19 protein-coding genes and 1 riboswitch are annotated in these 20,362 nt (G+C 70.5%); of the genes, 13 read left to right on the forward strand and 6 right to left on the reverse strand.

The genetic code is table 11. The features are described from left to right. Nucleotides 1-126: 126 nt before the first annotated feature. Both ABZ318_RS28090 and ABZ318_RS28095 read right to left on the reverse strand, forming a co-directional pair. Nucleotides 127-1,608, reverse strand: a complete 1,482-nt coding sequence (locus tag ABZ318_RS28090; RefSeq protein WP_356905259.1) for a hypothetical protein — start codon at nt 1,606-1,608, stop codon at nt 127-129. Nucleotides 1,609-1,675: 67 nt separating this feature from the next. Next, nucleotides 1,676-1,882: a hypothetical protein gene (locus ABZ318_RS28095; RefSeq protein WP_356905260.1), complete on the reverse strand. Its 207-nt coding sequence runs from the start codon at nt 1,880-1,882 to the stop codon at nt 1,676-1,678. 176 nt (nt 1,883-2,058) lie between these two features. Between ABZ318_RS28095 and ABZ318_RS28100 the strand changes: the two genes are divergently transcribed. Next, entirely contained in the window at nt 2,059-3,033 is a 975-nt protein-coding gene (locus ABZ318_RS28100; RefSeq protein WP_356905261.1) for a carbohydrate kinase family protein, read from the forward strand. Nucleotides 3,034-3,069: 36 nt separating this feature from the next. Here ABZ318_RS28100 and ABZ318_RS28105 read toward each other — a convergent pair whose 3' ends face one another. Continuing rightward, entirely contained in the window at nt 3,070-4,455 is a 1,386-nt protein-coding gene (locus tag ABZ318_RS28105; RefSeq protein ID WP_356905262.1) for an aminotransferase class V-fold PLP-dependent enzyme, read from the reverse strand. A gap of 549 nt (nt 4,456-5,004) precedes the next feature. On the opposite strand from ABZ318_RS28105, the gene coxB reads away from it, so the two are divergent. The 4 genes from coxB to ABZ318_RS28125 all read left to right on the forward strand — a co-directional run bounded on the left by coxB (nt 5,005) and on the right by ABZ318_RS28125 (nt 9,474). Next, the gene (gene coxB / locus ABZ318_RS28110) at nt 5,005-5,970 is read left to right on the forward strand and encodes a cytochrome c oxidase subunit II (RefSeq protein WP_356905263.1); all 966 of its coding nucleotides are present in this window, start codon (nt 5,005-5,007) and stop codon (nt 5,968-5,970) included. After that, on the forward strand, nt 5,967-7,703 hold the full coding sequence (gene ctaD / locus ABZ318_RS28115; protein WP_356905264.1) for a cytochrome c oxidase subunit I: 1,737 nt from the start codon (nt 5,967-5,969) through the stop codon (nt 7,701-7,703). Before coxB ends, ctaD begins: the two co-directional genes overlap by 4 nt. Further along, nucleotides 7,700-8,098 carry a cytochrome c oxidase subunit 4 gene (locus ABZ318_RS28120; protein ID WP_041128840.1) on the forward strand — a complete coding sequence of 133 codons (399 nt, stop codon included), beginning with the start codon at nt 7,700-7,702 and terminating at the stop codon, nt 8,096-8,098. Before ctaD ends, ABZ318_RS28120 begins: the two co-directional genes overlap by 4 nt. A gap of 122 nt (nt 8,099-8,220) precedes the next feature. Then, entirely contained in the window at nt 8,221-9,474 is a 1,254-nt protein-coding gene (locus ABZ318_RS28125) for an Ig-like domain-containing protein (RefSeq protein ID WP_356905265.1), read from the forward strand. A 17-nt stretch (nt 9,475-9,491) separates the two neighbouring features. Here ABZ318_RS28125 and ABZ318_RS28130 read toward each other — a convergent pair whose 3' ends face one another. Continuing rightward, nucleotides 9,492-9,893, reverse strand: a complete 402-nt coding sequence (locus tag ABZ318_RS28130; RefSeq protein ID WP_356905266.1) for a hypothetical protein — start codon at nt 9,891-9,893, stop codon at nt 9,492-9,494. A gap of 202 nt (nt 9,894-10,095) precedes the next feature. Between ABZ318_RS28130 and ABZ318_RS28135 the strand changes: the two genes are divergently transcribed. From ABZ318_RS28135 to ABZ318_RS28160, 6 genes are all read left to right on the forward strand, one after another. After that, nucleotides 10,096-10,716: a heme-copper oxidase subunit III gene (locus ABZ318_RS28135; protein WP_356905267.1), complete on the forward strand. Its 621-nt coding sequence runs from the start codon at nt 10,096-10,098 to the stop codon at nt 10,714-10,716. A gap of 74 nt (nt 10,717-10,790) precedes the next feature. Next, nucleotides 10,791-11,600: a c-type cytochrome gene (locus ABZ318_RS28140; RefSeq protein WP_356905268.1), complete on the forward strand. Its 810-nt coding sequence runs from the start codon at nt 10,791-10,793 to the stop codon at nt 11,598-11,600. Then, complete coding sequence (locus tag ABZ318_RS28145; RefSeq protein WP_356905269.1) at nt 11,597-12,649, forward strand: Rieske 2Fe-2S domain-containing protein; 1,053 nt, start codon at nt 11,597-11,599, stop codon at nt 12,647-12,649. Before ABZ318_RS28140 ends, ABZ318_RS28145 begins: the two co-directional genes overlap by 4 nt. Next, complete coding sequence (locus ABZ318_RS28150; protein WP_356905270.1) at nt 12,646-14,271, forward strand: cytochrome bc complex cytochrome b subunit; 1,626 nt, start codon at nt 12,646-12,648, stop codon at nt 14,269-14,271. Before ABZ318_RS28145 ends, ABZ318_RS28150 begins: the two co-directional genes overlap by 4 nt. A 127-nt stretch (nt 14,272-14,398) precedes the next feature. Further along, nucleotides 14,399-15,463: an anthranilate phosphoribosyltransferase gene (trpD, locus tag ABZ318_RS28155; protein ID WP_356905271.1), complete on the forward strand. Its 1,065-nt coding sequence runs from the start codon at nt 14,399-14,401 to the stop codon at nt 15,461-15,463. An 86-nt stretch (nt 15,464-15,549) separates the two neighbouring features. After that, a riboswitch (SAM riboswitch) is annotated at nt 15,550-15,666 on the forward strand. Between the two features lie 209 nt (nt 15,667-15,875). After that, the gene (locus tag ABZ318_RS28160) at nt 15,876-17,267 is read left to right on the forward strand and encodes an aminotransferase class V-fold PLP-dependent enzyme (RefSeq protein WP_356905272.1); all 1,392 of its coding nucleotides are present in this window, start codon (nt 15,876-15,878) and stop codon (nt 17,265-17,267) included. Between the two features lie 71 nt (nt 17,268-17,338). On the opposite strand, the gene ABZ318_RS28165 is transcribed toward ABZ318_RS28160, so the two are convergent. Both ABZ318_RS28165 and ABZ318_RS28170 read right to left on the reverse strand, forming a co-directional pair. Next, the gene (locus ABZ318_RS28165) at nt 17,339-17,620 is read right to left on the reverse strand and encodes an Lrp/AsnC ligand binding domain-containing protein (protein WP_017238849.1); all 282 of its coding nucleotides are present in this window, start codon (nt 17,618-17,620) and stop codon (nt 17,339-17,341) included. Next, entirely contained in the window at nt 17,617-18,351 is a 735-nt protein-coding gene (locus tag ABZ318_RS28170; RefSeq protein WP_356905273.1) for a rhomboid family intramembrane serine protease, read from the reverse strand. Before ABZ318_RS28170 ends, ABZ318_RS28165 begins: the two co-directional genes overlap by 4 nt. 160 nt (nt 18,352-18,511) lie before the next feature. Between ABZ318_RS28170 and ABZ318_RS28175 the strand changes: the two genes are divergently transcribed. Together ABZ318_RS28175 and ABZ318_RS28180 are read left to right on the forward strand one after the other, a co-directional pair. After that, the gene (locus ABZ318_RS28175) at nt 18,512-18,754 is read left to right on the forward strand and encodes a hypothetical protein (RefSeq protein ID WP_055644001.1); all 243 of its coding nucleotides are present in this window, start codon (nt 18,512-18,514) and stop codon (nt 18,752-18,754) included. A gap of 33 nt (nt 18,755-18,787) precedes the next feature. Next, nucleotides 18,788-20,152, forward strand: a complete 1,365-nt coding sequence (locus tag ABZ318_RS28180; protein ID WP_356905274.1) for an NYN domain-containing protein — start codon at nt 18,788-18,790, stop codon at nt 20,150-20,152. Nucleotides 20,153-20,362 lie beyond the last annotated feature (210 nt).

Here is a 20,362-nt window from a genome sequence, read left to right on the forward strand (position 1 = left end):
GGGGCGGCGCGCCGCGGATCCGCCCCCCCACCGACAGGATCGAGATCTACGGGCCCGGGACTTCCCGGGGCCGCCGCCCTCACTCGTTTCCCCGGGGGCCACCGGCCCCGCTCGTGCCCGGGGCCGTCAGCGCCGCGGCACCGGCTCCCCGCTCGCCGCGTCGACCACCGGCCGCCCGCCCAGCGGGCTCTGGAGGTCCACCGTCAGCGTGATCTCCTTGGCGATCGCGATGCACGCCCGCCCGGGGTCGGACTTCTCGTCGATCCGCACGGCCACCTTCGCCGGCGACTCCACCGCCTTCGCGGTGTACGTGCTGCACACCCCGCCCCAGAAGGTGACCGACAGCTTCCGGCCGTCCTCCGCCGTCCGGTACGACTCGATCCGCCGGGCCGGCGCCGTGCCCTCGTCCGGCGAGGGCTTCACCGGCGGCGCCAGATGCTCCGGGGCCACCGCCGTCTCCGTCACCGTGTACGGCGCCGCGTCCACCGGGTCCGCCGTGAACAGCCACGTCGGTACGAGCAGCCGCTCGCCCGCCACGTCCTGCGCGGCCAGACCGAAGACCGCGCCCGTCACCGGGACCTCGGTCGGCGGAGCCGTGTCCGCGGTCGACCGGCAGGGCGCGGCCGGGTCGGCCTTCCCGCTCCCGTCGACCGGCGCCGGGCCGCCCCCGCCGCTCCCCTCGACGCCGGCCGGCGGGTCCGTCGCGCAGCCGCCGATGCCGACCGGACCGGTGCCCTTCGCGTCCTCGTTCAGCTCCGCGAGCGCCTTCGCCGCCCCGATCACCGGATAGGTGGCGCCCTTCACCGGCTCCTTCAGCGTCCCGCTCCCGGCGACCGCCCGGCCGTCCGGACCGATGTGCAGCCCCGTCGACCAGCCGTAGGTCGGCAGCCCGTCCACCACCGGATCGGCGTTGACCACCCGCACCGAACCGTCCATCACCTGGGTCGCCGTCACCTTCGCGTCGTCCTGGCCCAGCGCCTTCAGGACGGGGGCGGCCGCCGCCTTCGCCGCCGCCTGGCTCACCGGCGTACGGCCCGAGGTCGGGGGCTTCACCTCACCCGGCGGCGGGCACGCCGTCCCCTTGAGGCAGCTGTCGCCGACCGGGCCGCCGTCGTACCAGGAGTACGTCCAGTTCCCGGGGGCCGCCTTCGCCACGTCCAGGCGCGGACCCTGACCGTCCTTCTCCGGCCGGATCGTCCAGACGTCCCCGACCAGCACGGGCCGGCCCTCGATCCCGAGCGCCTCGGCCAGCCTGGTCACCTCCGCCGAGGTGACCAGGCCCTCGGGCCGGTGGACCGCGGCCGAGGAGGGCCCTTGGGGGAGTGGGCCCTTGGCTTTGTAGACCGTCCCGTGCGCGCCGCCGCTCGGGTCCGGCTCACCGGGAGCGATCCCGGGACCGCCCCCCGTACTGCCGCCACCGGCCTCCACGGCCAGGGGTGGCGGCGCCCCGGCCGCGTCGGCGGCCTTCCCGGCCGCCCCGGCCGGCGTGGCCTCGCCGGACGCCGTGGCCGCCAGATAGACGCCACCGCCCCCGGCGAGCAGGACACCCGCCGCCACCGAGGCGGCCAGGACGTTCCGTCGCCTCCGCACGTTCTCCGTACCGCTCACCGCAACGCTCCCTCGTCTCGACCGGACGCCGATGGGACGGAGCGGAGGCGCGGACGGTTCCCGTCCGTCAGCCGCCGTACTCGACGGTGGCGTCGATCAGCCGGGCCGAGGCCGCCGGAACGACGACTCCGTGGATCGACGCGGGGGAGACCCGGACGGGGTCCGGGTCGGCCGGAGCCACCCAGTGGGGGGCCATACGGGCGCCGTCCCCGCGCAGCTGGGCGAGGCTGAACTCGGACTCGTTGCGCTCACGAGGAGCGGGGTACGTGGTCATGGGCGCACCGTATGCACCGGACCGCTCCGGGGAAAAGGCCTACTCTGGGGTAGTTTCCACTGTTCGGCAGGACGCCTCCCACCCGGTAGCGTGAACTGTCGCCCGCCCGTCACCCACCACCACCCTTCATTCGAGCGCTTCGCGCGCCCCGTTGAATTCCGCAGGAGCACCCCGCCGTGCGTATCGCAGTCACCGGCTCCATCGCCACCGACCACCTCATGACCTTCCCCGGCCGGTTCGCCGACCAGCTCGTGGCCGACCAGCTCCACACGGTGTCCCTCTCCTTCCTCGTCGACAACCTGGACGTCCGCCGGGGAGGCGTCGCCGCCAACATCTGCTTCGGCATGGGCCAGCTCGGCAGCCGACCCGTCCTCGTCGGCGCGGCCGGCTTCGACTTCGACGAGTACCGCGCCTGGCTCGACCGGCACGGCGTCGACACCGGCTCGGTGCGCATCTCCGAGGTCCTGCACACCGCCCGCTTCGTCTGCACCACCGACAAGGACCACAACCAGATCGGCTCCTTCTACACCGGCGCGATGAGCGAGGCCCGGCTGATCGAGCTCAAGGCCGTTGCCGACCGTGTGGGCGGCCTCGACCTGGTCCTCATCGGCGCCGACGACCCCGAGGCGATGCTCCGCCACACGGAGGAGTGCCGGACCCGGTCCATCCCCTTCGCCGCCGACTTCTCGCAGCAGATCGCCCGCATGGACGGCGAGGAGATCCGCACCCTCCTCGACGGCGCCACCTACCTCTTCTCCAACGAGTACGAGAAGGGCCTCATCGAGTCCAAGACCGGCTGGACCGAGGCGGAGATCCTCTCCCGCGTCGGCCACCGCGTCACCACGCTCGGCTCGCGCGGCGTGCGCATCGAGCGGGTCGGCGAGACCCCCATCGAGGTCGGCTGCCCCGAGGAGACGGCCAAGGTCGACCCCACCGGCGTCGGCGACGCCTTCCGCGCGGGCTTCCTCACGGGCCTGGCCTGGGGCGTGGGCCTGGAGCGCGCCGCGCAGGTCGGCTGCATGCTCGCGACGCTGGTCATCGAGACGCTGGGCACGCAGGAGTACACCCTCCGCCGCGCCAACTTCATGGAGCGCTTCACGAAGGCGTACGGCGAAGAGGCGGCCACGGAGGTCCAGTCCCACCTCCTCTGACCGCCCCGCACCGGGCGGGGCGGCGACGGGCGGCGACTACGAGACCCGCCGGACCACGTACGCCGTCCCGCCCCCCGCCCCCGGCGACTCCCCCACGTACTCCTGCCCCCGCATCTCGCACCACGCCGGAATGTCCAGCCGGGCCGCCTCGTCGTCCGAGAGCACCGTCACCGTCCCGCCCACCGGCACGTCGCCGATCACCTTCGCGAGTTCGATGACCGGGATGGGGCACCGCTTGCCCAGGGAGTCCACGACGAGCGAACCCGAGGGCGACGGGGTCGACGGGGCGGAGGCGGGGGCCCCGAGCCGTTCCCGTACCCCCGCCACCACACCCGGCAGGACGGCCAGGAAGCGGTCCACGTCCTCCTCCGAGGTCCCCGCGGGCAGCGACACCCGGACGTTCCCCTCGCTCAGGACCCCCATCGCGCGCAGCACGTGGCTGGGCGTCAGCGTCGAACTCGTGCACGACGAACCGGACGAAACGGAGAAACCCTCCCGGTCCAGCTCGTGCAGGAGCGTCTCCCCGTCGACGTACAGACAGGAGAAGGTGACGAGGTGGGGGAGCCGGCGCACCGCGTCGCCCACCACCTCCACGTCCGGCACCAGCAGGGGCACCCGCGCCCGGATCCGGTCCACCAGGGCCCGCAGCCGCGCCCCTTCGGCGGCCGCCTCCGCCCGGACCGCCCGCAGCGAGGCCGCCGCCGCCACGATCGCCGGCAGGTTCTCGAAGCCCGGCGCCCGGCCCGACTCCCGCTCGTCGGAGGGCCCTTGCGGCGCGAACCTGACCCCCTTCCGTACGGCGAGCAGCCCGACCCCCGCGGGCCCGCCCCACTTGTGCGCGCTCGCCGTGAGCAGCGACCAGCCGCCGTCCACCGGGCCCCAGCCGAGCGACTGGGCCGCGTCCACGAGCAGCGGCACGTCCGCCGCCCGGCAGGCCTCGGCGACCTCGGTCACCGGCTGCTCGGTCCCCACCTCGTGGTTGGCCGACTGGAGGCACGCCAGGGCCGTGCCGGGGACGAGCGCGGCGGCGAAGGCGTCCGCGTCCACCGCCCCCGACCGGCCCACCGGCACCTCGGTCACCGTGCCGCCCGCCGCCGTGTGCGTCTCGCCCGCGTGCAGGACGGAGGAGTGTTCGACCGCAGAGACGACGAGCCGGTCTCCGACACGCCGACGTCCCGCGAGCGCGCCGGAGATCCCGGCGTGAACCGCGCGTGTCCCCGAAGGAGTGAACACGAGCTCGTCCGGACGGCACCCCACGGCCTCCGCGGCGGCCTCCCGGGCCGCGTCGAGCAGCAGCCGGGCGCGTCGCCCCTCCCGGTACAGCCGGGCGGGGTCGGCCCAGCCCTCGTCGAGGGAGGCGAGCAGCGCCTGACGGGCGACGGGGTGCAGCGGAGCGGCGGACGCGGCGTCGAAGTACGGCATCCGCCCACGGTAGAGCCTGAGGCCGACCGCCCCTCGTCGACCCGTGCGCGAACGCCCCCGCCCGCACCAGCCGCCCCCCGCTCCATCCCCTCGTCCGCACCAGCCACGCCCGCCCGCCCCAGCCACCCCCGCCCTGTCCCCCCCCGCCCGCACCAGCCGCCCCATCCCCGCCCGCACCAGCCACGCCCGCCCGCCCCAGCCGCCCCCGCCCTGTCCCCCCCCGCCCGCGCCAGCCGCCCCCGCCCGGTCTCCCGCCCGTGCCGGGCGCCCCCGCTCCACCCCGATGAGCCCCCGTCAAAACCCCGCCCCACCACCCCGGCAGCCCGCCGAACGGCCGTCTCCGGGCGCACCCCGGAACCCCGGAGTCCACCCCTTCGGGGGCTCGGACGGCGCGTTGGGCACCCTCCCCGCGCGACCCCAAATAGCGTCCAGTAGGGTTTGGTCCGCATAAACATCCAAACCCCTGCCCGCGGCCGGGGCGGCGACCGACCAGCGAGACGGACGGCCGTGGCCGACCACTGCGGGCCGAGACTCTCGGGAAGGCGCTACGTGAGTCCCAACGGCTCCGACCGCTCGTCGCGGCGCCCGATGCGGCGGAAGCTGCCGCAGGTGCTGACTGCGGGCCTGATCCTGGCGACAGCCACCGGCTGCTCGTACAACTGGGAAGACTTCCCCCGCCTTGGCATGCCCACCCCCGTCACGGAAGAGGCGCCTCGGATCCTCTCCCTGTGGCAGGGCTCCTGGGCCGCCGCCCTGATCACGGGCATCCTGGTGTGGGGCCTGATCCTCTGGGCCACCATCTTCCACCGGCGCAGCCGGACCAAGGTCGAGGTACCTCCGCAGACCCGTTACAACATGCCCATCGAGGCGCTGTACACGGTCACCCCGCTCATCATCGTCTCGGTGCTCTTCTACTTCACCGCGCGCGACGAGTCGAAGCTCCTCGAGCTCACCCCGAAGCCGGCTCACACGGTCAACGTGGTCGGCTACCAGTGGAGCTGGGGCTTCAACTACGTCGAGAACGTGCCCGGTGTGAAGGGCGACGCCAAGACGGACAAGAACCTCGCCACGCTCCCGGACAAGTTCATCGCGGACTTCCCGGAGAACGCCGGCGGCGTCTACGACGCGGGCATCCCGGGCGACCGGAACCCGCAGACCGGCAACCCGGGCCCGACCCTGTGGCTGCCGAAGGGCGAGAAGGTCAGGTTCGTCCTGTCCTCCCGTGACGTCATCCACTCCTTCTGGGTGGTCCCCTTCCTCATGAAGCAGGACGTCATCCCGGGTCACACCAACTCCTTCGAGGTGACCCCGACGCGGGAAGGCACCTTCCTCGGCAAGTGTGCCGAGCTGTGCGGTGTCGACCACTCCCGGATGCTCTTCAACGTCAAGGTGGTCTCCCCGGAGCGCTACCGGCAGCACCTGAAGGAGCTGGCCGAGAAGGGGCAGACCGGCTACATCCCGTCCGGCATCGAGCAGACGGACCCGGCCAGGAATGCGGAGAAGAACCAACTGTGAGCATCCCCAACGAAACCCAGGGTGCCGCCGCAGCTGAGGACTCGTACGAGAACGAGCTGCCCGTACGGCGCAAGCAGCCCGGCAACGTGGTCATCAAGTGGCTCACCACCACCGACCACAAGACCATCGGCACGATGTACCTGGTCACGTCGTTCGCCTTCTTCTGCATCGGCGGACTCATGGCGCTCTTCATGCGCGCCGAGCTCGCTCGCCCCGGCACGCAGATCATGTCGAACGAGCAGTTCAACCAGGCGTTCACGATGCACGGCACGATCATGCTGCTGATGTTCGCGACGCCGCTGTTCGCCGGCTTCGCGAACTGGATCATGCCGCTGCAGATCGGCGCGCCCGACGTGGCGTTCCCGCGGCTGAACATGTTCGCCTACTGGCTGTACCTCTTCGGCTCGATCATCGCGGTGGCCGGCTTCCTCACCCCGCAGGGTGCGGCCGACTTCGGCTGGTTCGCCTACTCCCCGCTGTCGGACGCCGTCCGCTCGCCGGGTGTCGGCGCCGACATGTGGATCATGGGTCTGGCCTTCTCCGGCTTCGGCACGATCCTCGGTTCGGTCAACTTCATCACCACGATCATCTGCATGCGCGCTCCGGGCATGACGATGTTCCGCATGCCGATCTTCACCTGGAACGTGCTGCTGACCGGTGTCCTGGTCCTGCTCGCCTTCCCGGTCCTGGCGGCCGCGCTGTTCGCCCTGGAGGCGGACCGCAAGTTCGGTGCCCACGTCTTCGACGCGGCCAACGGCGGAGCCTTGCTCTGGCAGCACCTCTTCTGGTTCTTCGGACACCCAGAGGTGTACATCATCGCCCTGCCGTTCTTCGGCATCATCTCCGAGGTCATCCCGGTCTTCAGCCGCAAGCCGATGTTCGGCTACATCGGTCTGATCGCCGCGACCATCGCGATCGCCGGTCTGTCCGTGACCGTGTGGGCGCACCACATGTACGTCACCGGTGGCGTGCTCCTCCCGTTCTTCTCCTTCATGACGTTCCTCATCGCCGTTCCGACCGGCGTGAAGTTCTTCAACTGGATCGGAACGATGTGGAAGGGCTCGCTGTCCTTCGAGACCCCGATGCTCTGGGCCGTCGGCTTCCTGATCACCTTCACCTTCGGTGGTCTGACCGGCGTCATCCTGGCCTCGCCCCCGATGGACTTCCACATCTCCGACTCGTACTTCGTGGTCGCGCACTTCCACTACGTCGTCTTCGGCACCGTCGTCTTCGCGATGTTCTCCGGCTTCCACTTCTGGTGGCCGAAGTTCACCGGCAAGATGCTCGACGAGCGCCTCGGCAAGATCACGTTCTGGACGCTGTTCATCGGCTTCCACGGCACCTTCCTGGTGCAGCACTGGCTCGGCGCCGAGGGCATGCCGCGTCGTTACGCGGACTACCTGGACGCCGACGGCTTCACCACGCTGAACACGATCTCGACGATCTCCTCGTTCCTGCTCGGCCTGTCGATCCTGCCGTTCTTCTACAACATCTGGAAGACCGCCAAGTACGGCAAGAAGATCGAGGTCGACGACCCGTGGGGCTACGGCCGTTCGCTCGAGTGGGCGACCTCCTGCCCGCCGCCGCGGCACAACTTCCTCACCCTGCCGCGGATCCGTTCGGAATCCCCGGCGTTCGACCTGCACCACCCTGAGATCGCCGCTCTCGACCAGCTCGAGAACAAGCCGCACGAGGCCGCGGCCCTCACGGGCAGCAAGGAGGCCGGCAAGTGAAGATCCAGGGCAAGATGTTCATCTGGCTGAGCGTCTTCATCCTTGCCATGGCGATCCTCTACGGCGTCTGGTCCAAGGAGCCGGTCGGCACGACGGCGCTCTTCCTGGCCTTCGGCCTGGCCATCATGATCGGCTACTACCTGGCCTTCACGGCCAAGCGTGTCGACGCGATGGCGCAGGACGACAAGGAGGCCGACGTCGCGGACGAGGCCGGTGAGGTGGGCTTCTTCGCCCCCCACAGCTGGCAGCCGCTCTCGCTGGCCATCGGCGGTGCGCTCGCCTTCCTCGCCATCGCGATGGGCTGGTGGCTGCTGTACTTCTCCGCCCCGCTGATCCTCGTCGGCCTGTTCGGCTGGGTCTTCGAGTTCTACCGCGGCGAGAACCAGAACCAGTAGCGGTACCCCGCTCCGCACCGGAGCACACCGAGGGGCCCGGACACTTCGTCACCGAAGCGTCCGGGCCCCTCTTTTGCAGCACTCGGCGCGCCGGTCGCGAGGATCGTATTTAGCGTGAGGTCATGAACGACACGCCGCGCATAAGGACTGTTCTGAGCTGCACTCTTCTGGCCGTCACCGTCACCGCGGGCGCCTCCGCGTGCTCGGGCTCCGACGGTCACCCGCTGTCGGAGAAGGCCTACGACGCGGCGGACCAGCTCACGGTCAGCGCACCCGCCGACGGCGCCAAGGCGGACCCGGAGAAGCCCCTGGAGATCACCACCAAGGGCGGCGAGGGCCGGATCACCGACGTCACGGCCACCGACGCCTCAGGACACCACCTCGCCGGCGAGCTCACCGCGGACGGACAGCGCTGGCGCTCCACGGCGGCCCTGGCGGCCGGCGCCCGCTACACGGTGCAGGTGGCCACCGAGGACGAGGACGGCGCTCCAGGCGCCCGTACGTTCACTTTCGAGACGGCCCCGGCCAAACGGGCTCTGACCGCGACCTTCGGGCCGGAGGCGGGCACGTACGGCGTCGGGCAGCCCATCACGGCGGAGCTCAGCCTTCCGGTCAAGGACCGGTCGGCCCGCGCGGTCGTCGAGCGGGCCCTCAAGGTCCGCTCCACGCCCGCCGTCGAGGGCGCCTGGTACTGGGTGGACGACAAGAAGCTGCACTTCCGCCCGAAGGAGTACTGGCCGGCCGGGGCACACGTCACGGTCACCGGGAACCTGGACGGCCTCAAGGTCGGCGACAAGCTCTACGGCGGCGCGTCCAAGCCGCTGAAGCTCACCATCGGCGACCGGATCGAGGCGGTCGCGGACGCCGGCGCGCACCGGATGACGGTGAAGCGCAACGGAGAAGTGATCAACACCATGCCGGTGACCACCGGGAAACCGGGCTTCTCCACCCGCAACGGGATCAAGGTGGTGCTCGGCAAGGAGTACTTCGTCCGGATGCGGAGCACCACCGTCGGCATCGCGGAGGGCAGCTCCGACTCGTACGACCTGCCCGTGTACTACGCCACCCGGGTCACCTGGAGCGGCGAGTACGTGCACGCTGCACCCTGGTCCGTCGGCTCCCAGGGCGTCGAGAACGTCAGCCACGGCTGTGTCGGCATGTCGACCGACAACGCGGCCTGGTTCTACAAGACCGTCCGCCCCGGCGACATCGTTCGCGTCGTCAACAGCATCGGCGACACGATGGACACCTTCGGCAACGGCTTCGGCGACTGGAACATGGAGTGGGACGAGTGGCGCCGGGGCAGCGCCCTGGTGGAGGCCGCCGGAAACCCGGTGGCCTCCACGGAGAAGGCCCGGCTGAGGCCCTCGATCTGAACCGGGGCCCGACCGGCTCAGGCGTCGAGCGACAGGCGCGAGCGCAGCAGGGCCGCCAGGGACGCCGCGAACTCGACCGGTTCCACCGGAAGGGTGACCGCGGCGTCCGCGCGGCTCCAGGTGGCCAGCCAGGCGTCCTGCGGGCGGCCGATCAGCAGCAGCACCGGCGGGCAGCGGAAGACCTCGTCCTTGATCTGCCGGCAGACCCCCATGCCTCCGGCGGGCACCGCCTCGCCGTCGAGCACGCACACGTCGATCCCGCCCTCCTCCAGGCGCTTCAGCACCGCGGGCAGCGTCGCGCACTCCACGAACTCGACCGGGGGAACGTCGGTCGCGGGCCTGCGTCCGGCCGCGAGCCGCACCTGCGCACGGGTGTTCGCGTCGTCGCTGTAGACCAGGACCGTGGCACTCGACTGCATCGTTCCTCCGTGGGGAAGTCCGTGGGAAGGTCGTCGATCGATGCGCCGGATGCTACTCCGGTCCATACCCCGTCAACACCCGTTCAACACCTGTTCGAACGGTGCTCCGGGGCCCCGGCGCTGGGCCGTTCGGGCTGGACACACCCCTCTGACACTCCGAACGGCACCCCCCGGAGTGAGGGCGGGATAAGCGACCGACATAATGTCGGTCGTGGCGACAGTAACGACAGTAGAAACAGGGCACGCGCACCCGTCGGTCAATCGACCGAACCTCACCAGCGTCGGAACCATCATCTGGTTGAGCTCCGAGCTGATGTTCTTCGCGGCCCTCTTCGCGATGTACTTCACCCTGCGATCGGTGACGGGTCCCGACTTCTGGGCAGAAAAGTCCTCGGCCTTGAACTTCCCGTTCTCGGCGACCAACACCACGATCCTGGTGCTCTCCTCCCTCACCTGCCAGCTCGGCGTCTTCGCCGCGGAGCGGGGCGATGTGAAGAAGCTCCGGACGTGGTTCATCATCACGTTCGTGATGGGTGCGATCTTCATCGGCGGCCAGGTCTTCGAGTACACCGAGCTGGTCAAGCACGAGGGCCTCTCGCTCTCGTCGGACCCGTACGGCACGGTGTTCTACCTGACCACCGGCTTCCACGGCCTGCACGTGACGGGCGGTCTCATCGCCTTCCTGCTGGTCCTCGGCCGGACGTACGCCGCCAAGAGGTTCACTCACGAGCAGGCAACCGCCGCCATCGTCGTGTCCTACTACTGGCACTTCGTCGATGTCGTCTGGATCGGCCTCTTCGCCACGATCTACATGATCAAGTAATCGGCTCCGCCTCCACGGCGGACCGAGACATCCAGCAAGCATCGACGCAGAAGATCCTGACACCGGGGTAATCCGTGAAAAAGCTCTCCGCACGACGACGCCATCCGCTGGCGGCGGTCGTCGTCCTACTTCTCGCGCTGGCGGCCACTGGGGGGCTGTACGCCGCGTTCGCGCCCGCGGGCACGGCGAAGGCCGATGAAACCGCCCAGTCCCTCGCCATCGAGGAGGGCAAGAAGCTCTACTCCGTCGGCTGCGCCAGCTGCCACGGAACCGGCGGTCAGGGCACCTCTGACGGCCCGTCCCTGGTCGGCGTGGGCTCGGCGGCCGTGGACTTCCAGGTCGGCACGGGCCGCATGCCGGCCCAGCAGCCGGGCGCCCAGGTCCCGAGGAAGAAGGTCATCTACTCGCAGGCTGAGATCGATCAGCTCGCGGCGTACGTCGCCTCCCTCGGTGCCGGCCCGATCAAGCCGACCAAGGGGCAGTACGACGCCGCAGATGCCGACATCGCCAAGGGTGGCGAGCTGTTCCGCACCAACTGTGCCCAGTGCCACAACTTCACCGGTGAGGGTGGCGCGCTGACCTACGGCAAGTACGCCCCGAGCCTCGAGGGCGTGGACCCGAAGCACCTCTACGAGGCCATGCAGACCGGCCCGCAGAACATGCCCTCCTTCCCGGACACGACCATGCCGGAGAAGGAGAAGAAGGACATCATCGCGTACGTCCAGGCCGTCAACAGCGACAAGGCCGACAGCCCGGGCGGTCTCAAGCTCGGCGGCCTCGGCCCCGTCAGCGAGGGCCTGTTCGCCTGGATCTTCGGTCTGGGCGCGCTGATCGCAGTTGCCATCTGGGTCGCGGCCCACACCGCTAAGGCCAAGAAGTCATGAGTAGCCAAGAGATTCCAGAAGAGACCCTGCCGGCAGGGCAGGACACCGCGCACGGCGCGGTGACGGTCGCCGACGACCCGTTCGCCGACCCGGGCCTTCCGCCCCACAAGCCCCGCATCCAGGACATCGACGAGCGGGCCGCCCGCCGGTCCGAGCGTGCGGTCGCCTTCATGTTCACGCTGTCGATGCTGGCCACCGTCGGCTTCATCGCCTCGTACGTGATCTTCCCGGTCGACAAGATCGTGTTCATCTGGCCCTTCGGCCGGGTGTCCGCGCTCAACTTCGCCCTGGGTCTGACCCTCGGTGCCGCCCTCTTCTTCATCGGCGCGGGCGCGGTCCACTGGGCCCGCACCCTGATGTCCGACGTCGAGGTCGCCGACGAGCGTCACCCGATGGCGGCGTCGCCCGAGGTCAAGGCGAAGGTCATGGCGGACTTCGCGGCCGGTGCCGCGGAGTCGGGCATGGGCCGCCGCAAGCTCATCCGCAACACGATGTTCGGCGCGCTGTCGCTCGTACCGCTCTCCGGCATCGTCCTGCTGCGTGACATGGGCCCGCTGCCCGAGAAGAAGCTCCGGTCCACCATGTGGACCAAGGGGCTCCAGCTCATCAACATGAACACGCACGAGCCGCTGCGTCCCGAGGACGTCGCGGTCGGCTCGCTGACCTTCGCGATGCCCGAGGGCCTCACGGAGCACGACGAGCACTTCCAGACCGAGATCGCCAAGGCCGCCCTGATGATCGTCCGGATCCAGCCGGAGGACATCAAGGACAAGCGCGAGCTCGAGTGGTCGCACCAGGGCATCGTCGCGTTCTCGAAGATCTGCACCCACGTCGGCTGCCCGATCTCCCTGTACGAGCAGCAGACGCACCACGTGCTCTGCCCGTGCCACCAGTCCACCTTCGACCTCTCCGACGGCGCCCGCGTCATCTTCGGCCCGGCCGGTCACCCCCTCCCGCAGCTGCGGATCGGCGTGAACGACAAGGGCTTCCTCGAGGCGCTCGGCGACTTCGACGAGCCCGTCGGTCCGGCATTCTGGGAGCGCGGATGAGCACCGTGACCAACACGCAGAAGAAGGCGCCCGCCGGTGAGCGGGTCGCGGACTGGGCCGACGGTCGCCTGGGGATCTACACGCTGGCCAAGGCCAACATGCGGAAGATCTTCCCGGACCACTGGTCCTTCATGCTGGGCGAGGTCTGCCTCTACAGCTTCCTCATCATCATCCTGACGGGCGTCTACCTGACGATGTTCTTCCACCCGTCGATGAACGAGGTGGAGTACGTCGGACCGTACGTCCCGCTCCAGGGACAGCTGATGTCCGAGGCGTTCAACTCGACCATGCACATCTCCTTCGAGGTGCGCGGTGGCCTGCTGATCCGGCAGATCCACCACTGGGCGGCGCTGATCTTCCTCGCCGGCATGTTCGTGCACATGATGCGCGTGTTCTTCACCGGCGCGTTCCGCAAGCCGCGTGAGATCAACTGGCTGTTCGGCTTCCTGCTGTTCTTCCTGGGCATGTTCACCGGCTTCACCGGTTACTCGCTCCCGGACGACCTGCTCTCCGGCACCGGTGTCCGCTTCATGCAGGGCGCGATCCTGTCCGTGCCGGTCCTCGGCACGTACCTGTCGATGTTCCTGTTCGGCGGCGAGTTCCCCGGCGGCGACTTCGTCGCCCGGTTCTACTCGGCGCACGTGCTGCTGCTCCCCGGCATCATGCTGGGCCTCGTGGTCGCCCACCTCATCCTGGTGTTCGTCCACAAGCACACGCAGTTCGCCGGCCCCGGCCGGACGAACAACAACGTCGTCGGCATGCCGCTGCTGCCCGTGTACATGGCGAAGGCCGGAGGCTTCTTCTTCCTGGTCTTCGGCGTCATCGCGGTCATCGCGGCGATCGCCTCGATCAACCCGATCTGGGCCATCGGCCCGTACCGTCCGGACCAGGTGTCCACCGGCGCCCAGCCCGACTGGTACATGGGCTTCGCCGAGGGTCTGATCCGTGTCATGCCGGGCTGGGAGATCAACCTGTGGGGCCACACGCTGGTCCTCGGCGTGATGATCCCGCTGGCGATCTTCCCGGCGGTCCTCGCGGCCATCGCGGTCTACCCGTTCATCGAGTCCTGGATCACCGGCGACAAGCGCGAGCACCACATCGCACAGCGCCCGCGCAACGCTCCGACGCGCACCGCCTTCGGCGTCGCCTGGATCACCGCGTACATGATCATGCTCGTGGGTGGTGGAAACGACCTCTGGGCGACCCACTTCCACCTGTCGCTGAACTCGATCACCTGGTTCGTGCGGATCTTCTTCTTCGTCGGTCCGGTCATCGCGTTCGTCGCCACCAAGCGGATCTGCCTCGGCCTCCAGCGCCGTGACAAGGACAAGGTGCTGCACGGCCGCGAGTCGGGCATCATCAAGCGCCTGCCGCACGGTGAGTTCGTCGAGGTCCACGAGCCGCTCAGCCAGGGCGAGCTGCACCGCCTCACGGCGCACGAGCAGTACGAGGCCGCGGAGCTTCCGCCGGCCGTCGACGAGAACGGCGTGGAGCGCAAGATCGGCCGCATGGAGAAGCTCCGGGTCAAGCTCAACAAGGGCTACTACGGCGAGGACAGCCAGATCGCCAAGCCCACGGTCGAGGAGTACAAGGAGATCCAGAGCGGCCACGGCCACCACTGATCACCTGAACACCTGACCTGAGGTCGCCACGGCAAGAGCCCCGTCCATTCGATGGACGGGGCTCTTTGCCGTCCCCGGAGGTCGATAGGGTGGGACCGTATCCGTCACGTGATCACCAGGAGCTGCCATGAGCGCTGCGACCCCCGCTGGAGGACCTACGTCGGCGGGCCGCTCCTGGCCCGTCCTGCTGAACGGTCTGCTCGACGGCGAGGACCTCTCCGCCGACGACACCGCCTGGGCGATGGACCTGATCATGAACGGCGAGGCGACCGACGCGCAGATCGCCGGATTTTTGGTGGCGCTGCGGGCCAAGGGCGAGACCGTCCAGGAGATCACCGGCCTCGTCCGCACCATGTACGCGCACGCCAACACGATCGAGGTGCCCGGCCCCGCCGTCGACATCGTCGGCACCGGCGGCGACGGCGCCAAGACCGTCAACATCTCCACGATGGCGTCCATCGTCGTCGCCGGCACGGGCACGAAGGTCGTCAAGCACGGCAACCGCGCCGCCTCCTCCGCCTCCGGCTCCTCCGACGTCCTGGAGAAGCTCGGCGTCAACCTCGACCTCACCCCGCGGCGGGTCGCCGAGGTCGCCGAGGAAGCCGGCATCACCATCTGCTTCGCCGTGAAGTTCCACCCCTCGCTGCGGCACGTCGCCGCGGCCCGCGGCCAGCTGGGCATCCGGACCACCTTCAACGTCCTGGGCCCGCTGACCAACCCGGCCAAGGTGAAGGCCCAGGCCGTCGGGGTCGCCGACCCGCGCATGGCGCCGATCGTCGCCGGCGTCCTCGCCGAGCGCGGCAACTCCGCCCTGGTCTTCCGCGGCGACGACGGCCTGGACGAGCTGACGACCACCGCCACCTCGCGGGTCTGGGTGGTCCGGGACGGCGGTGTCACCGAGGAGCGCTTCGACCCGCGGGACGTCGGCATCGAGCTCGTCCCCCTGGAGGCCCTGCGCGGAGGCGATCCCTCGTACAACGCCGACGTGGCCCGCCGGCTGCTCGCGGGGGAGACCGGGCCGGTACGGGACGCGGTGCTGCTCAACGCGGCGGCGGCGCTCACCGCCCTGGAGCCCGGCACGGGCACCCTGGCGGAGCAGTTGGGCGCGGGCATCGCGAAGGCGGCCGAGTCGATCGACTCCGGCGCGGCCCTCCGGTCCCTGGAGCGATGGGTCGCCGCCAGCAACGCGTGACCCGTAACCCGTCCGTCGTACGACCCCGGTCCACCATGCGGACCGGGGTCTTGCGCTTCGGCGCTCCTGTGGCAGGATGCTCTACAGGTCACGAGTGACAGCGTTTTGGCCCCGGCTTGCTGTCCGGCAACCCTCCTTCCGTGGCGGGGTGCCCCGGGTGATGACCAGGCCGTAGGCAGCGAGGTCTACGGCAAGCGCGGATCCCTCGAACACCAGGGGTCCTGGTCAGTCGAGGAGCGTTTTCCGTGAGCAAGCGAATGCGATAGGGCGAGTCCGCCCCTTCTTCACCCTCGGAACAGGGTCCCTTCCGCGTACCCGCACGCCCTCCGAGGCATCACCCGTGCCCCGCCGCACCCGGCCGCGTACGGGATTCACCGAAGCCATTCCGCACCGCCCGCCGGGAGATACCGCCATGTCCGCATACCCGAACGCCGCCGCCGCCACCGCCGACTCCGGGTCCGCCGACCCCTGCTGCGACACCCCGCTGCCGGTCCTCGGCCGGGACGTGACCGTCCCGCTCGTCACCGGCGGCGAGGTGACCTACGCGGCGCTCGACTATGCGGCCAGCGCGCCGGCCCTCCAGCGGGTCTGGGACGACGTCGCCGCGTACGCCCCCTACTACGGCAGCGTCCACCGCGGCGCCGGCTACCTCTCCCAGCTCTCCACCGACCTCTTCGAGAACAGCCGCGTCACCGTCGCGGAGTTCCTCGACTGCCGCCCCGACGACCAGGTCGTCTTCACCCGCTCCACCACGGACTCGCTCAACCTGCTCGCCGCCACCCTCCCCGCCGGCTGCGAGGTCTTCGTCTTCGAGACCGAGCACCACGCCTCGCTGCTGCCGTGGCGGGACGCCCGCGTCACCTACCTCAACGCGCCGCGCACCCCCGGGCAGGCCGTCGAGACCCTGGAGCGGGCCCTCGCCGACCGCGATCCGTACGGCCCCGCCCTGGTCTGCGTCACCGGAGCCTCCAACGTCACCGGCGAGCTGTGGCCGGTGCGGGAACTGGCCGCCGCCGCGCACGCGCACGGCGCCCGGATCGTGCTCGACGCCGCCCAGCTTGCCCCCCACCACCCCGTCTCTGTACGGGAGTTGGACGTGGACTGGGTCGCCTTCTCCGGGCACAAGCTGTACGCGCCCTTCGGCTCCGGCGTGCTCGCCGGCCGCGCCGACTGGCTGCAGGATTCCGAGCCCTACCTCGCGGGCGGTGGAGCGTCCCGCAAGGTGGCCCGTCGGGCCGACGGTGGTGTGGACGTGGAGTGGCACACCACCTCGGCCCGGCACGAAGCCGGTTCGCCGAACGTCATCGGCGTCTACTCGATCGCCTCCGCCTGCAAGGCGCTCACCGAGGCCGGCTTCGACTCCCTCGTCGCCCGTGAGCGGCACCTGATCGCGAAGGTCCGCGAGGGCCTGGCCGAGGTGCCCGAGGTGCGCGTGCTCTCGCTCTTCGGCGACGACGCGCCCCGCGTGGGCGTCATCTCCTTCGTCGTGGAGGGCTGGAACAGCTCCCACTTCGCCGCCGCGCTCTCCGCCGAGTACGGCATCGGCGTCCGCGACGGCCTCTTCTGCGCCCACCCGCTGGTCCGCACCCTGCTCGGCAGCGACCCGCAGGACCCGGGCGAGTGCGGTGCGCCCGAGGCGAACCCGGGGGAGAGGTCCCTCAACGCCATCCGGGTGAGCTTCGGCGCCGGTACGCCGGACGAGCACGTGGAGCGGTTCGTCGGCGCGGTGAAGGAGCTCGTCCGGGACGGCGCGCAGTGGAAGTACCGCACCGAGGACGGCCGCTGCGTCCCCGACCGCGGCTGATCACTCACTCGTACGGGTGAAGGGGGCCTCCCGATCGGGAGGCCCCCTTCAGTCGTGCCGGGCGCGAGGTGTCAGGACTCCAGGCCGATGGCGAAGGCCGCCTCCAGGTCGTGCTGGGAGTACGTCCGGAAGGCGACGTGCGTGTCCGTGGCCTCGACGCCGGGGATCTTGCTGATGCGGCCGGGGATCACGTCCGCCAGGTCGTCGTGGCGCGGCACCCGGACCATGGCGATCAGGTCGTACGTACCGGTGACCGAGAAGACCTCGCTGACGCTGTCGAGCGCGGCGATCGACTCGGCGATCTCGGGGATGCGGTCCACGCTGGTCTTGATGAGCACGATCGCGGTGATCACGGCTGGCTTTCTCCCTCGGTCGCCGCGGCTTGGGCCTTCACTCTATCCCCACCGCGGAAGCGCCCCCAGGCGTAGAGGAAGCCGACCGAGAAGCCCACGACATGGGCCAGATAGGCGACGCCGGGCCCCGCGCCCGCCGCCCGCGCGGCCAGCCACTGCAGCGTGAACCAGAAGATCAGCACGATCCAGGCGGGGAAGCGCAGCGGCAGGAAGAACAGGAAGGGGAAGAGGCTGGTGACGCGGGAGCGCGGGAAGAGGAAGAGGAAGGCCCCGAGCACCGCCGAGATCGCCCCGGAGGCCCCGACCAGGGTCTGCTCGCTGTCCGCGTGCACCACCGCGTACCCGCACAGGGCGACATAGCCGGTGCCCAGGTAGAAGAGGCAGAACCCGACCGGGCCCATGCGCTCCTCGGCCATCGCTCCGAAGACGTAGAGGAAGAGCATGTTGCCGAGCAGGTGGAGCCAGCTGCCGTGGACGAAGAGCGCGGTCAGCGGCGTGAGCAGGGCGTGCGGGTCGCCGCCCGTCAGCTCGGCGGGGACCACGCCCCAGCGGCGGAAGTAGGCGCCCTGGGCGCCCAGGAGCCCGTCGCCCGTGCCGTACGCCGGACTGAGTCCGGCGACCGGGCTGCTCACGAAGAGGAGGCAGCAGGCGGCGATCAGCCCGTACGTCACCGTGGGGCCGCCGCGGACGCCCCGCCAGGCACCGAGGACCCCGCCTCGCCAATCGATCATGGACAGATCATGGCGTACCGGGGCCGAAGTGGACAGAGTGCCTCGCCGTGCCCCGTGCTCCCCGCGAGGCCGTAGGGTTACGGGCACCACCGACCGCAGTTCGACGGCGCACCGCGGCTCCCGTACCTGGTACCACGCAACAGGAAGAAGGACGGCACCGATGACGACGGTTCCCCTGCCGACCGACGAGACCCGCTGGCGCTGCACGCTCTGCGGCAATCTGACCCGCTTCGACGTGACCCGCTCCTCCAAGGTCGTGGAGTACGTCCATCTGGACCTCGCAGGAGACCCGACGGTCGAGGAGCGGCAGGTGGTGAGTGAGACCATCGAGTCGGTCCGCTGCCGCTGGTGCAACGCGGTGGACCAGATCGAACTGGTGGACAGGCCGGGCGCCGCCTCCTGAGGGACGGCGCGGACGACATAGGGGTGACGGATCGTGGAGCAGCCCGCGCACGGTGGTGAGCCGGCCGGCGCGGCAGGTGACGCTGCCGAGACGCTCGACCACCCATTGCCGGAAGGCGTACGGCGGCGGGTCGTCGCGCTGGTCGCGGACGCCTTCGGCGGGCTGACCGTCGCGGAGCTGCCCGCCTCCCTGCGGCAGTACGCCCGCTTCACCGCGAGCCGGCGGGCCAAGTTCGCCGGCAACGCGATGGCCGCGGCGCTCGACGCCGACCCGCTCTTCCGGCAGCGGATCGGCGAACGGTTCAAGCAGGGCCAGCCCGAGCTGGCCGGAGCCGTGGAGACCGGCACCCTGCCCGCGGCCGCCGACCCCGTCGACGTGGCGGCGGCCGCCTACGTGCTGCGCCCGCCCGGCTGGGTCAAGCTCGTCGCCGCCGCCGGCGAGGAGGCCCAGCGGGCCGACGCCGAGCGGGCCGACGAGGCCGGCCGGCGCGAGCTGGAGCGGCTGCGCGAGGAGCTCGCCGCCGCCCGGGACCGCTCCCGGGGCGAGACCGAGCAGCTCCGGCACGACCTGGAGGCCGCCCGCAAGGAAGCGGAATCGCTTCACCGCAAGCTGCGCAGCGCCCAGAGCGACGTCAAGCGCGGCGAGGCCGCGCTGCGCAGGGCGCAGGGCGAGATCGAGGCCGCGCGGGCCGAGTCGGCGGCGCAGGTCTCGGCCGCCGAGAGCGAGACGCGGCGGCTCAGGGCGCGGCTCGGCGAGGTCGAGGCCGCTCTGGAGGCGAGCCGCAGGACCGCCCGCGAGGGCCGCTCGGTGGAGGACATGCGGCTGCGGCTGCTGCTCGACACGGTCCTCGACGCGGCCCAGGGGCTGCGCCGCGAACTCGCGCTGCCGCCCGTCTCGGTGCACCCGGCGGACACCGTGGACGCGGTGGAGCCGGGGCGGATGTCCCCGAAGGACATCGCGGCGCGGGCGCTCTCCGAGACGGACCCGGCGCTGCTCGACCAGCTGCTCGCGCTGCCGCAGGCGCATCTGGTCGTCGACGGCTACAACGTCACCAAGACCGGCTATCCGACGATGCCGCTGGAGAAGCAGCGGCTGCGGCTGCTCGGCAGCCTCTCGGCGCTCGCGGCCCGCTCGGGGGCCGAGGTCACCTGTGTCTTCGACGGGGCGGAGCTGGCGGCCCCGGTGCTGCTCGCGCCGCCGCGCGGGGTGCGGGTGCTGTTCTCCAAGCCCGGTGTGACGGCGGACGAGTTGATCCGGCAGCTGGTCCGGGCGGAGCCGCCGGGACGGCCGGTCGTGGTGGTCTCCACCGACCGCGAGGTCGCCGACGGCGTCGCGAAGGCGGGGGCGCGGCCGGTGGCGTCCGCCTTGTTGCTCAAGCGGCTTTCGCGCCTCTCATGACGCATCGCAACTCCTGAGGTTTATGACCGAATTGTGGATGGCGTATCGTCAAGTACCCATCACTGGCCGTGTGCTGCATGTAAATAAAGTGGTGCGTGAGAGAGTTTTTTGCCAGCGGGATTTGAACTGATCACAACTTGGTCACTAGGGTCGGCCTTCGAACCTTCGCGCGGTTGATCACCCATCCGGGGTGGCAGCGGAGGAACCGCC

Origin of the sequence: Streptomyces sp. NPDC006197, from assembly GCF_040613865.1 — a bacterium.
In the GTDB taxonomy this organism is placed as follows: domain Bacteria; phylum Actinomycetota; class Actinomycetes; order Streptomycetales; family Streptomycetaceae; genus Streptomyces.

Bases quoted from the DNA above. Each gene is read 5' to 3' on its own strand.
- ABZ318_RS28095 (WP_356905260.1), bottom strand. From the start codon at position 1,882: ATGACCACGTACCCCGCTCCTCGTGAGCGCAACGAGTCCGAGTTCAGC.
- ABZ318_RS28105 (WP_356905262.1), bottom strand. From the start codon at position 4,455: ATGCCGTACTTCGACGCCGCGTCCGCCGCTCCGCTGCACCCCGTCGCC.
- ABZ318_RS28125 (WP_356905265.1), top strand. From the start codon at position 8,221: ATGAACGACACGCCGCGCATAAGGACTGTTCTGAGCTGCACTCTTCTG.
- ABZ318_RS28130 (WP_356905266.1), bottom strand. From the start codon at position 9,893: ATGCAGTCGAGTGCCACGGTCCTGGTCTACAGCGACGACGCGAACACC.
- ABZ318_RS28135 (WP_356905267.1), top strand. From the start codon at position 10,096: ATGTCGGTCGTGGCGACAGTAACGACAGTAGAAACAGGGCACGCGCAC.
- ABZ318_RS28145 (WP_356905269.1), top strand. From the start codon at position 11,597: ATGAGTAGCCAAGAGATTCCAGAAGAGACCCTGCCGGCAGGGCAGGAC.
- ABZ318_RS28150 (WP_356905270.1), top strand. From the start codon at position 12,646: ATGAGCACCGTGACCAACACGCAGAAGAAGGCGCCCGCCGGTGAGCGG.
- trpD (WP_356905271.1), top strand. From the start codon at position 14,399: ATGAGCGCTGCGACCCCCGCTGGAGGACCTACGTCGGCGGGCCGCTCC.
- ABZ318_RS28160 (WP_356905272.1), top strand. From the start codon at position 15,876: ATGTCCGCATACCCGAACGCCGCCGCCGCCACCGCCGACTCCGGGTCC.
- ABZ318_RS28170 (WP_356905273.1), bottom strand. From the start codon at position 18,351: ATGATCGATTGGCGAGGCGGGGTCCTCGGTGCCTGGCGGGGCGTCCGC.
- ABZ318_RS28175 (WP_055644001.1), top strand. From the start codon at position 18,512: ATGACGACGGTTCCCCTGCCGACCGACGAGACCCGCTGGCGCTGCACG.